Origin of the sequence: Bradyrhizobium sp. WU425 (assembly GCF_021052305.1) — a bacterium.
Lineage (GTDB): Bacteria > Pseudomonadota > Alphaproteobacteria > Rhizobiales > Xanthobacteraceae > Bradyrhizobium > Bradyrhizobium canariense_D.
On sequence record NZ_CP088089.1, the window covers coordinates 5,361,245 to 5,372,869 of the forward strand.

Genomic DNA, 11,625 nt, shown 5'->3' on the forward strand with positions numbered 1-11,625 from the left:
CCTCATTCCGCAGCCTCGGCGCCGTAGCCACCGCCACCACAGGTCTCGATCGTGACGAGATCGCCTTGCTGCAGCACCAGGTTCGACTTGCCGTCGATCGCGACGTTCGCGCTCTGCCTGATCAGCGAGATGCGGCAGGCCTTGCCGGGTTCGCCGCCTTGCATGCCGAACGGCGCAATCACCATGCGCTCGATGCAGGTAGTCAGATGCATCGACGGCGCCAGGATGCGATAGGTACGGATGACGCCGTCCCCGCCGCGATGGACTCCCGTGCCGCCGGAATTCCGACGAATGGCCTGCTGCTCGACTTGGATCGCGTAATTCGCCTCGATCACCTCGATTGGCGTGTTCGAAGTGTTGGACAGATGCACCCGCGTCGCGGAGATGCCGTCCCGATCATGCCGCGCACCCTCGCCACCACCGTGGACCTCGTAGAGCATCTTCCACGAACCGTTTTGCCGCGGCTCGGCGAAGAAGAGGACGCCTGCCGTGGTCGCCCCACCAGCCGACAGACGTTCGGGAATGGTGTCCTGCATAGCGCGGAAGATCGCATCGACGATGCGCATCGAGGTCTCGTGATTGCCGGCCGCAACCGAGGCATTCCACCCCGGCTCGAGAATGGAGCCCGGGCGCGTGATGATGGTCAGCGGCCGCAGCGCGCCCGCGTTCTGGTTCATGTCGCGCCCGCTCATGATGCGCGCGGCATAGGCCACCGCAGAGCGCGCCATGAACGGCGTCGTGTTACAGAAATTCGAGACGCGGTCGCAGCTTCCCGAGAGATCGAAGGTCGCTTCGTCGCCTGCAATGGTGATCTTGACATGAATGCGCGCGGGCGCGTCGTCGACGCCGCCGTCGTCCAGATAATCCTCGCCCTCGTAGACGCCGTCAGGCAGATCGCGGAGCGCCTCGCGCATCTCGATTTCGGAAAGATCGTGCAGGCGCGACTGCGCCGCCGTGAAGACCGCCTTGCCGTGCTCGCGGCATAGCTCGACGATGCGCTTCTCACCGGCTTTCGTTGCGGCGATCTGGGCGAGAAGATCGCCCTCGCAGGATTCCGGATCTCGAACATTGGCCTTGAGCAGCTGCACGATCGGCGTATTGACGCCGCTTGCCGTGGCGATCAGAACCGGCGGAATGCGCATCGCCTCCTGGAAGGTGTCGATGGCTTTCGCAAAATAGCTGCCGGGCCAGGTGCCGCCGATATCGGGCCAGTGTGCGAGGCTGACCGCGAACGCCACGATCTCGCCGTCGATGAAGACCGGGCGCACGACCTTGACGTCATTGAGATGATTGCCGCCGAGCGGGCCGACATTGTAGATCAATGCGTCGCCGTCGTTCAGGCTGTCGCGCGGCACCACTTTCAGCAATTCGAGGACCGTGTAGGCCATCGCGCCGAGATGGATCGGGATGTCGCGGCCCTGCCCGACCAGGTCGCCGCGGGCGTCCGTGATCGCCGACGACAGGTCGCCGGCCTCGCGCAGCAGCGGCGAGCGCGCCGAGCGCGTCATCACCAGGCTCATTTCCTCGGCGGCGGCCGAAAGCCCGTGCCGGATGACTTCGACGACGAACGGATCGAGCTTCATGCGGCCCCCCGCGTCAGGAACAGATTGCCTGAAACATCAGGCCTCGCCTGCCAGCCGGGCGGGACCACCACGGTCGACCATGCGTCTTCAATGATGGCCGGGCCGCTGACGATTTCGGTCAGCGAGGCACGGTTGATGATGCTTGTGGCGATGTCGTGAAAGCCATCGAACGAGCAGATGCGCTCGCCTTTGGAGACCGTTCTGACCGCGATGGCCGGCCGGCTCACGACGGTCGTCGATGGACGGCGCGCCTGCACCCGCACGGACTCGATGACGCAGCTCTCGCCCGTCGCATAGCCGAACAGCTCGTGGTGCCGGGCCAGAAAATCCTTCTTCAGCGTGATGACGTCGAGCGGTCGCGCGAACGGCACCGGAATGGCGTCGTTCTGCGCCGCGTAGCGCATCAAGGCCACCAGCTCGATCTGAATCTCGGTCGCGGCAACCCCGTTGGCGATCAGCGGCGCCGAGGCATCGTCGATCAGCACCCCGATCCGCTCCGACACACGGGCGAGGTCGATGCCATCGAGCGCAGCGCGCAGAGTTTGCTGCTGGAGGAAGCTGAAATCGGCAGTGAGACAGCCCAGTGCCGAAAACGCACTCGACGCGCTGGGAACGACGACCTCGGCAATCCCGTAGAGATCTGCAAGGCCCGCGGCATGCATCGGGCCACCACCGCCAAAGGCGAGCAGCGTGCAGTCGCGCCCGTCGATGCCGCGCTCGACGGTGACGCGGCGGAGCGCGCGCGCCATTGTCGCGTTCGCGACCTTGATGATGCCGAGCGCGGTTTCGGTCAGGCTCAGCCCCAGAGTGCGCGCGATCGGCGCGATGACATCACTGGCTGCCTTGATGTCAATTCCGATCCGGTCGCCGAGTTTGGCGTCCGGATTGAGATAGCCGAGCACGGCGTTGGCATCGGTGATGGTCGGCTCGGTACCGCCGCGGCCGTAGCAGGCCGGTCCAGGCTCGGAGCCGGCGCTTTCCGGTCCGACCGTCAGGCCACCGGAGCCGTTGCGCACGATCGAGCCGCCGCCCGCCCCGATCGAGTGCACCGCGAGCATCGGCTGGCGCAGCGGCTTGTCGCCGAGCATGCGGCCGTCGGTCATCTCGGCCTGACCGTCGACGATCAGGCACACGTCGGTCGTGGTGCCGCCCATATCGAACGTCAGCATCCGGGACGTGCCGAGCTGGCGCGCGATGCTGACCGATGCGGAGACGCCGGCCGCGGGGCCCGACATCGCCATCACCAGCGGCCGCCGCTTCACGGCCGAGATCGGCACCATGGCGCCGGCCGAATGAAACACCTGCAGGCCGGGACCGATCGGCAGCCGCAGCTCCAGTTCGCTGAGATATTCCACCGCAATCGGCATCGCCGCGGCGTTGAACACGGTCGCCGAAGTCCGCTCGTATTCGCGCGCCTCGGGATTGACCTCGTGCGACAGCGAGACGTGGGCAACGACGCCCTTGAGCCGCTCGCCGAGCATCTTCTCGTGCACCGGATTGGCATAGGCATGCAGCAGCGCGACCGCGACACTCTGCACGCCGGTCCCCTTCAGCCAGGCCACCAGACGCTCGATCTCCGCGTCATCCAGCGCCTTCAGCACCCGGCCCTCGTGATCGAGGCGCTCAGCAAGCCCGAAGCATCGTTCCGGCGGCACCAGCGGCAGCGATTTTGGCGGGACGTCGAGACGATAGAGATCGCGGCGGCGATAGCGCGCGATCTCCAGCACGTCGGCAAAGCCTTCGGTCGCCACCAGTGCCACTTTCGGCAGCCGTCCTTCGACGATGGCGTTGGTCACGCGCGTGGTGCCGTGGACGAAGCGCTTGATCTCGCTCTTGCGCAGGCCGACCGCCTCGATCGCCTCCAGCATCGCCTGAACCGGAGCTTGAGGTCGCGACGGCACCTTCGCGATCCGTGCCTCCGCGGGGGAGTGTCGGATCGCGATGATGTCGGTGAAGGTGCCGCCGATATCGGTGCCAACTTCCCAGTGATTTTCGTCAGTGCTCATGTGTGGGTCAGCTGCGGACGACATTCGAACCGGACGCCGGGTGGTTCCCGTCCTTCGCGAGGTTCAATCGCAAACCGAGAGCGCTCATCATCATCCCCTGTCATGCCACCGCTTGCGAGCGTGCGACAGAGCGATGGCCTCGGGATAGGGCCAGAGTTGTCGCAATGCACTGGACCAGCCCGCGACCGGCGCGGCGCGGCGAGGCACATTTTAGTGCAGCCCTGCCCGCATGGAGAGCACGTCGGTGTGGATCGTTCGACGCGACATAAGTGCGGCGCACCACGAATTTTCCCGGACGAAACACCACATCCGCTGCAGCGCAATCCACGCGCCCCGCACGCACTGTCTAATTTGCAGGCGATCGACCGGCCCTACGGACCATGCGATTGCTTATGAGCTATGCATGGCAGTCGGCTCAGCCTCTCTTTATTGTACGATCAGTAAGCGGTGGTTTTGCCCGCTCCGGCTCTCAGGCCGCGAAGGACGGACGCAGGCGGCGCCAGCCGATGATGATGCCCGTGATGGAGAACAGAAAGCCAAGGGAGCAGAGCCCGACGACCAAGCCGTCGCGCAGCAACGGGTGCGCGACGAGAACCGGAAAATCCAGCGTGTGCAGCGCGCCGTAGAACCAGCGATAGGCCCGCCGCGATGGATCCAGCCTTTGCAGCAAATTGCCGTCGGCGCCGTCGATGTCGAACCAGAGGTCACCGCAATACGAGCGGTAGACCGGGGCGCCCGGGACAGTGGACCGCGCGGGATAGTTGTCGTCCTCGGCAAGTACAGACGGACCGCCGCAGCCGGCCGCCAGGCGCGCGGTCAACCCCTGGACCTCGTGCACATCCAGAGATCTCGTCGGTCCATCGCGGGGCGCGTCCCCTGCCTTGATCAAGGTCTGACCGGCAAGGGCCGTTCGATCCCGCCGATAGAGAGTGCCGTTGAAGGCAAACCATTCGATTTCACGGGTCGATGGCGATACAGGCTGCCGATCGAGCGATGGGGCCGCCGTCCAGTTCGGTGAAGCGTTCATCACGCTGGATTCAGCGGAGGCCCATTGCCCGCGCGAGAACAGCCGCCCGTGATCCATGGAGAGCCAGCCGCTGAAAATCCAGCTCAGCACGAACACCATCGCAACGAGGCCGATGAGATGATGCAGCGCATGCCAGCCGCGATAGGGCGAGCCGATCAGACCGCTGCGAGGTTTGATCCGCGCAAGCCCGAGCACAGAGCCAAGCAAAGCCGCGATCAGGGCCAGCAGCGACAAGGTCCAGACCACGCGATCCCACAGCGACCAGTTGCTTCGCAGGACCGTTGGATAGATCCAGTGCAGCACACTCCCGACCAGATTCCAGGTCCGCTCGTTGCGCGTCGTATCCAGGACGATCTCGCCGGTGAGCGAGGAGACATAGACTTCCCTCCCGTCGGCATCACCGAGGGCAACCCGAAACAAGGGCCGATGGCGGTCAAAGCCGTTCGGCACGCTCCATTGGTCGTAGTCCGAGCGCGCAACGATCTCGGTTGGTCCGGCATCCAGCCCGCGGCTGCGGGCGTGATCTCGCGCGATGGCCAATGCGACGTCGGAAGACGCGACCGACGCGTCGCCCCCATCGGAGGCGCGGATTGCGCCTGCGCGCGATGGCCCCGAGACGACATAGACCGGGCCGTCGCTGCGCTGGATCAGGCGAACGCGCGTCGCATCCGCGATGCCGCTCGCGGCAACGGCATCGGCGACTGCAATCCTCGTCCCAGCACTCGCCAGCGGCCCAAGCCCGGCGAAGCGTTCCGCTTCCGTCAGAGACGGAAACGGAACGAAGTGCATCACGATTCCCGTCGCGAACCACATCGCGAACAGCAGGCAGAACGCGATCCCGAGCCATCGATGCAGCAGGACGATCGCGCGCATCATCGATCAGCATCCTACCATTTGAATGCGGCCGAGAGTTCATAGGTGCGCGGTGCACCCAAGAGGATCTGGTCGGGATAGAACGGATCGCCCCAGATCGCATAGCGCTTGTCGGCGATGTTGCGCACCCGGAAAGTCAGGCGAGCCTGGTCGACCGCGTTGAACACCGTCTTCGGGATGTCGACGAAGGCATAGACGTCCGCGACAGTGTAGGCCTTCATCGTCACGACATTCGCATCGGTGTTGTAGCGGTCGCCGACGTGACGGCCGGTGACGCCGACTTCCACGGGCCACGGCGTGAAGAACCGATACGACGCTCCGGCATTCGCCACGACGCGCGGCACGTTCGGCGGCGTGTTGCCGGAGAACGAGCCGCCGACAAAATTAAAGTCGGCGTAGCGCGCATCGACATAGGCGATGTTGCCCCAGAGACGCAGGGGACCGATCGGACGCACGGACGCGGCAAGCTCGACGCCCTTCGATTCCTGCCGTCCGGCAAGGTTGAGCTGCATGCCGCCGGCCGCGGCATAGACGTTCTTGCGCAGGATGTCGTAGGCCGAGAACGACCACTCCGCCCGGTTGTCCCAGAACAGGTGCTTGACGCCGGTCTCGTAGGTGCGCGCGGTGGTCAGGTTCAGCGGATCGGTCGGATTGAGCAGGAAGATGTTGTTGGCCGAGATGTCTGCGCCGGTGGCGTATTGGCTGAAAAAGGTCAGGCCCGGTACGGCTTCCCAGGTGTAGCCGATACGGCCCGTGGTCGGGACCCAGGATTGCGAGAACGGGAAGTTCGCCTTCTCCAGACCGAACTTGTCGGTCGAATTGCGGTCGAGCCCGATATGCTCGACGCGCAGGCCGCCGACCAGCGCAAAGGTCCGTGTCAACTTCAACCGGTCCTCGAACGACAGCGCCTCATTGTCGATGCGCGCGGTCTGCTGCTGAATGGTGAGCAGGCCGTAATAGCCGCGAGGCGGATCGACCAGCGGAATGGAATCGCCGGGGAAATTTGCGGCGCCCGGCCTCACGAAATCAAGGTAGCTTGAGGAAAGCGTCGTGACCAAACGGTTGTCAAAGCCGGCGATATTCGCGTCCCAGATCAAATCGGTGACGTTGCCGACCAAGCGTTGGCTGTGCGCGACATAGAAGCGCTCACGATCGACCATGTTGGTCCCGGAATTGAACGCCTCGATCTCATTGTTGAACCATGTGCGCTCAGCTCCGTAAGCATAGGCTTGACTTTTCAGCGTCAGGTCGGGCGCCAGATTCAGCTCGAAACCGCCGCGCAGCCACACCTCCTTCGCTACGTTCCTGTTGTCGAGGACGTTGTAGTTAGTATTGAAGGTGCGGTCGTCGATCGTGACGGCACCGAGATCGGTTTTGTTGTAGTTCGAGACGTAATTGCCGGAAACGATCCCCGTCGTCGCATGCGAGCCGCTGAAGGCAATCGGCACCAGCGGCGCACCCCAATAGGCTTTCGAGCGATCTTCCCGATACTCGATCGCGCCCCAGACCTTGAGGCTGTCGGAGATGCGGTAGTTGAGCTGGCCGGAGACATCGAGCGTCTTGGTGTTGGTGTCGTCGGCAAAGCCGTTGAGCGAGGAACGGCTGACGTCGAAGCGGTAGTCCAGCCCCTGCACATTGGTGCTGCCGCCCGAGCCGTAATGCGCCCGGAACGAGTTCAGCGAGTCCCAGGAGAAATCCGCCTCGTTCCGGATCGGACCGGTGTGCGGCTGCTTGGTGACGAAGTTGATCGCGCCGCCGGCGGCGCCCTCGCCTGACATCAGTGATGCCGGACCCTTCAGGAATTCGACAGCCTCCAGATTGGCCGTGTCCATGATCCGCGAGGTCATGTTCTGCGGACCGATCTTGATGCCGTTGTAGAGCGTGTTGATCTGGCTGTTGGTGAAGCCGCGCATGGAGAAAGCCGAAGGCTCGGCCGGATTGTCGCCGGCTGTGACGCCCACCGCTCCCTGCGCGACGTCGGAGACTGTGCGGTAGCCCTGCTCGCGCATGGTTGCGGCCGAGATCACCTCCACGGTCGCGGGTGTTTCTCGCACGGTCAGGCCGAGGCGCGAAGCGCTTTCGGCGACGGCATTGGTGTTGAGCGGCGTCTGTGCCGCCGTGGTCGGCACGACGGGCTTGGGCACTGCGGATGCAGTCCCCGGCCGGCGCGCTGCTGCGCGGCGTGAGCTCTGCGCGTCCCGTCCGGCCGGGCTGGACTGCCTGCGGGATTGTGGCGCCGACACCTCGACGGGCGGCAGTGGCTCGCGGGCCTGCTGCGCCAAGGCCGCTGGCATGTCGATGGCGACGAAAGATGTGAGAGCGGCGGATGCCAGTAGGAAACGGCGTGGTCGTACGATACGAAGGGAATACACGGTCTTGGACCTCGGAGTGACGTCAGTGGCACGTCACCGCGAACCAGGGTCCCATCGTCCGGCTTGCAGCCTTCCGATGAAGCCGAATGTCTGTACTCCCCGACCGACATCTTCGCGTGTGACCACGGCTGACGGCAGGTCTCCTGGCTTGCGGGTCAGTACCTTGCATCGCCTTCCCGGGACCGAGATACCCAGTGGCTCGTGACGCAAGATTCGCCGCTTACAGTTGCGGGGGCAGCCACGGCATTGGGGACAACGTCCCCGCACCGCATTCCCTTTTCATCCCCTCTCGGGGAAACCGTCGCGAGCATCTAGGATTACGATCCAGACAGAGTCAATGTGCCAGTTGCGGCGCTATTGCCACAACGACCAGTTTCCTTGGAGAAAAGCATGGAAGGCGAGACCTTCCTCTGGCTGATACGGCACGCGCCCGTCGATGGCGTTTCGGGGATCATCCATGCAGCCGACGCGCCGGCCGATCTCGGTGCTCGCGCGCAGCTGGAGGCGCTGCGCCAGCGCTTGCCGCGGGACGCCGCGAGCTATGCGAGCCCGTCGCGGCGCACCGTCGAAACGGCCCGCGCGCTGGGACTCGAGCCGCTGCAGCTGGACGAATTCAGCGAGCAAGACTTTGGCGACTGGACCGGCCGTCGGCATGACGAACTCGCCGCGACCGGTGGCGAGGCCTATGCACGGTTCTGGAGCGATCTGGCGCGCGGACGGCCGCCCGGCGGCGAAAGCTTTGAGGAACAGGTCGCGCGGGTCCGCCTGGGTTTGTCGAAGATCGGCACCGGGGCCGCAACGCTCGTCGTGCATTCCGGCACGATCCGGGCGGCGCTGTGCATCGCGCTCGACCTGACGCCACAAGCGGCCCTGCGCTTCATGATCGATCCGCTGTCGCTGACCAGGATTGACCGGCTCGCGACCGGCTGGCGCGTCGTCTCCGTCAATCAGCGGACGATTTGATCAGGCCGGACGATCAGGCACATTGGCCTGCGCAAAGGTCGCCATGCCGTTGTGGAGCGCGCAGGCCGACCGCACCAGCGGCAGCGCGATGGCCGCGCCCGATCCTTCGCCGAGCCTGAGATCCAGGCTGATCAGCGGCTGCACGTTCAGCGCGCGCAGCACCAGCCGATGCCCCTGCTCCGCCGACTGGTGCGAGGCCAGCAGGGACAGCTGGCACGAAGGGTTGAGCCGCACCGCCGCCAGCGCCGCGACCGACACGATGAAGCCGTCGATCAACACGGGGATGCGGTGCTGTGCAGCCGCGATAACGGCACCGCAGATGGCGGCGATCTCGAGACCGCCGACGGCGCACAGGATCTTTTCGGGCGCAGCGCCCGCAATGTCATGGCGTGCGATTGCAGCGTCGATCACCCGCGCCTTGTGCACACGGCCGGCCGCGTCGATGCCGGTACCGCTGCCCGCGATCTCCGCGGCGCTCACGCCGAGCAAGCCGGCCGCGATCGCCGCCGATGTCGTGGTGTTGCCGATGCCCATCTCGCCGAAGATCAGAAGATCGGGCTGCCCGGCCTGTGCGCGCGTCACCGCACGTCGGCCGGCTTCGAACGCAAATGCCAGCTCCGTGGGGGTGAGCGCAGCTTCGACGCTGAAATCGCGCGTACCGCTGCGCGGCTTGTCGGTCATGATTCCAGCCATCTCCCCCTGCGCCAGCGTGCCGGCGTCGACGACCTCCAGGCTGGAGCCCAGCTCACGCGCGAGCACCGAGATTGCGGCACCGCCGGAGGCAAAGTTCGCCAGCATCGCGATGGTCACTTCCTGCGGATAGGCCGAGACGCCCTGCGCGACGATGCCGTGATCGCCGGCGAAGATGATGATCGGCACCCGCGCCGCGCGCGGCTGCTCGGTTGCTTGCAGGCCCGCAAGCTCGATCGCGAGCTGCTCGAGCCGGCCGAGCGCGCCGGTCGGTTTCGTCAGTTGCGCCTGCCGCGCCACCGCCGCCTCGCGGTGGACTGCGGAGATATCGGGGCATTGTTGGGTGACCCATTCGGGGAGCATGCTGCCTCGCTTGCCTTACGGCCTGCGCTTGAGGATGTAACTGTCCATGATCCAGCCGTGCCGTTCGCGCGCCTCTTGCCGCACGGCGACGATGCGCGGGCCGATCTCGGCCAGCGCGCCGGACATCACGATCTGATCGGGCATGCCGAGATAGGCCCCCCACCAGATGTGCAGGCCCGCCGGATCAAGCGACTGGAATGCCGTGCCGCCGTCGAGCATCACCACCACGGTGTCGACACCTGCCGGCCAACCGCCATCGCGCAAGCGGCGTCCGGTCGTGATCAGAAACGGCTCGCCGATGTCGTTGAGCGGCATCGCATGCGCCGCGCACAGCGTCTGGATCGAGGTGATGCCGGGCACGACTTCGATTGTCGGCAAGGGATCGAGCCGCCGCGCGATACGCAGCGAGGAATCGTAAAGCGAGGGATCGCCCCAGATCAACAGCGCGACCTTGCCTTCGCCTTCGAGATGATCCCCGATCGTCTGCGACCAGACGGCGGCCACGGCATCATGCCAATCGTCCACGCCCTTGCGATAGTCCGCTTCAGCGGCGTCCCGCACGGGCAGATCGAACTCGGCAATACGCGTCCTGTCGCTGGTGAGCGCATCCGCGCAGATCGTCCGCCTGAGATCGGCGAGATCGGATTTTGTAGTCCCCTTGCGCGGGATCAGGACGAGATCGGCCGCGTTGATGGCAGTAATCGCGGCGCGCGTCAGCTGCTCGGGATCGCCGCAACCGATGCCTATCAGAGAGAGCGTGAGCATCGTGGCTGCGAAGGGCGGCCATCATGGCCGCCCGTTCGCTTGTCTCTAGGCCGCGTTGTGCAAACGCGGCGTGACGAGGCCGGGCGCGGTGACGCCGCGCAACGACTTCGCCAGCGCGAGCACGCCGAGATCGGCGAGCGGCTCGATCACGATGACCAGCGCATAGGACGCCGCGAAGGTCGCGATGTTGGCGAGGTTGGTCGCGCCGAAGCCGGAGCCATAAATCGCCCAGAACGCCACCCAGGCGATGACGCCCGCCTGATAGGTCGTCGAAAGCGCCAGCGCCTGGCGGTACTTCAGATCGACATAGGCCGTGTTGCTCGAAATGATCCGCGTGGCGATCGCCTGGATTCCGAACAGCGGCACCAATAGCGTGGTGACGTTCATGCCATATTGCGGCAGGTCGGGCGGCTCGAAGAAGATGCCCTGGAACAGCAGGCCAAACGCGAGGCCGAAGGCCGCAGGCGCCGCGCCAAACAGCAGGAACAAGGTCGAGCCGAGGATGAAGTGCACTTCGGAGACGCCGACCGGGAAGTGCGGCAGGATCTCGAAGAAGATAAACACAAGTCCCGTGGTGGCGAGCGTCCGCGCCGCGAACGACGTGATGCCCTGCTCGCGCACGGTCTCAGCCGCGAGCTTCAGGGCAACACCGCCGACAGCGATGCCGGTTGCGTAACTCAATACGAGCTTGGCGTCCGAGACTAGTCCGGGTTCGATATGCATGGCTCAGATCCTTCTTGCCGTCACACCCGACGGCCTTGGCCTCAAAACATGCACGGCCGGTCTCCTGGCTCGCGGTTCACTGGGAGTCTCCGGCCTTCCCGGGCCTCGCGGCCCAGTGGCTGATCGAAGTCCCTCCCGCTTACAGTCGCGGGGGCGGCTGGGGTTTTGGGCGCCGCAACTGGGTCCGCCCATCCCCATTCCCGATTATGCTCCGGCGCTTTGCGCCGCGTCGAGCACCATGCGTCTCCTGTGTGCCTCTT

The 11,625-nt window shown here is 65.3% G+C and carries 8 protein-coding genes and 2 riboswitches; of the genes, 1 reads left to right on the forward strand and 7 read right to left on the reverse strand.

The window, feature by feature from the left end; genetic code table 11:
• Nucleotides 1-2 precede the first annotated feature (2 nt).
• The 4 genes from BcanWU425_RS26075 to BcanWU425_RS26090 all read right to left on the reverse strand — a co-directional run bounded on the left by BcanWU425_RS26075 (nucleotide 3) and on the right by BcanWU425_RS26090 (nucleotide 7,861).
• The gene (locus BcanWU425_RS26075) at nucleotides 3-1,583 is read right to left on the reverse strand and encodes a hydantoinase B/oxoprolinase family protein (RefSeq protein WP_085352382.1); all 1,581 of its coding nucleotides are present in this window, start codon (nucleotides 1,581-1,583) and stop codon (nucleotides 3-5) included.
• The gene (locus BcanWU425_RS26080; RefSeq protein WP_204510776.1) at nucleotides 1,580-3,589 is read right to left on the reverse strand and encodes a hydantoinase/oxoprolinase family protein; all 2,010 of its coding nucleotides are present in this window, start codon (nucleotides 3,587-3,589) and stop codon (nucleotides 1,580-1,582) included. The genes BcanWU425_RS26075 and BcanWU425_RS26080 overlap by 4 nt, the downstream gene beginning before the upstream one ends.
• Nucleotides 3,590-4,058: 469 nt before the next feature.
• On the reverse strand, nucleotides 4,059-5,492 hold the full coding sequence (locus BcanWU425_RS26085; protein WP_085352380.1) for a PepSY domain-containing protein: 1,434 nt from the start codon (nucleotides 5,490-5,492) through the stop codon (nucleotides 4,059-4,061).
• Nucleotides 5,493-5,503: 11 nt separating this feature from the next.
• On the reverse strand, nucleotides 5,504-7,861 hold the full coding sequence (locus BcanWU425_RS26090; protein ID WP_085385842.1) for a TonB-dependent receptor: 2,358 nt from the start codon (nucleotides 7,859-7,861) through the stop codon (nucleotides 5,504-5,506).
• 116 nt (nucleotides 7,862-7,977) lie between these two features.
• A riboswitch (cobalamin riboswitch) is annotated at nucleotides 7,978-8,179 on the reverse strand.
• 72 nt (nucleotides 8,180-8,251) lie between these two features.
• Between BcanWU425_RS26090 and BcanWU425_RS26095 the strand changes: the two genes are divergently transcribed.
• A complete protein-coding gene (locus tag BcanWU425_RS26095; RefSeq protein ID WP_204510775.1) occupies nucleotides 8,252-8,824 on the forward strand; it encodes a histidine phosphatase family protein in 573 nt (190 codons plus the stop codon).
• Here BcanWU425_RS26095 and cobT read toward each other — a convergent pair whose 3' ends face one another.
• From cobT to BcanWU425_RS26110, 3 genes are read right to left on the reverse strand one after another with little or no spacing between them, the layout of a single operon-like run.
• Nucleotides 8,825-9,877, reverse strand: coding sequence for a nicotinate-nucleotide--dimethylbenzimidazole phosphoribosyltransferase (gene cobT, locus BcanWU425_RS26100; RefSeq protein ID WP_085352377.1), 1,053 nt, complete (start codon nucleotides 9,875-9,877; stop codon nucleotides 8,825-8,827).
• A gap of 15 nt (nucleotides 9,878-9,892) precedes the next feature.
• Nucleotides 9,893-10,642 carry a precorrin-6A synthase (deacetylating) gene (gene cobF, locus BcanWU425_RS26105; protein WP_085352376.1) on the reverse strand — a complete coding sequence of 250 codons (750 nt, stop codon included), beginning with the start codon at nucleotides 10,640-10,642 and terminating at the stop codon, nucleotides 9,893-9,895.
• A gap of 45 nt (nucleotides 10,643-10,687) precedes the next feature.
• Nucleotides 10,688-11,365, reverse strand: a complete 678-nt coding sequence (locus tag BcanWU425_RS26110; protein ID WP_085352375.1) for an energy-coupling factor ABC transporter permease — start codon at nucleotides 11,363-11,365, stop codon at nucleotides 10,688-10,690.
• A 37-nt stretch (nucleotides 11,366-11,402) separates the two neighbouring features.
• A riboswitch (cobalamin riboswitch) is annotated at nucleotides 11,403-11,621 on the reverse strand.
• Nucleotides 11,622-11,625: the final 4 nt, after the last annotated feature.

Bases quoted from the DNA above. Each gene is read 5' to 3' on its own strand.
- BcanWU425_RS26085 (WP_085352380.1), bottom strand. From the start codon at position 5,492: ATGATGCGCGCGATCGTCCTGCTGCATCGATGGCTCGGGATCGCGTTC.
- cobF (WP_085352376.1), bottom strand. From the start codon at position 10,642: ATGCTCACGCTCTCTCTGATAGGCATCGGTTGCGGCGATCCCGAGCAG.
- BcanWU425_RS26075 (WP_085352382.1), bottom strand. From the start codon at position 1,583: ATGAAGCTCGATCCGTTCGTCGTCGAAGTCATCCGGCACGGGCTTTCG.
- cobT (WP_085352377.1), bottom strand. From the start codon at position 9,877: ATGCTCCCCGAATGGGTCACCCAACAATGCCCCGATATCTCCGCAGTC.
- BcanWU425_RS26110 (WP_085352375.1), bottom strand. From the start codon at position 11,365: ATGCATATCGAACCCGGACTAGTCTCGGACGCCAAGCTCGTATTGAGT.
- BcanWU425_RS26095 (WP_204510775.1), top strand. From the start codon at position 8,252: ATGGAAGGCGAGACCTTCCTCTGGCTGATACGGCACGCGCCCGTCGAT.
- BcanWU425_RS26080 (WP_204510776.1), bottom strand. From the start codon at position 3,589: ATGAGCACTGACGAAAATCACTGGGAAGTTGGCACCGATATCGGCGGC.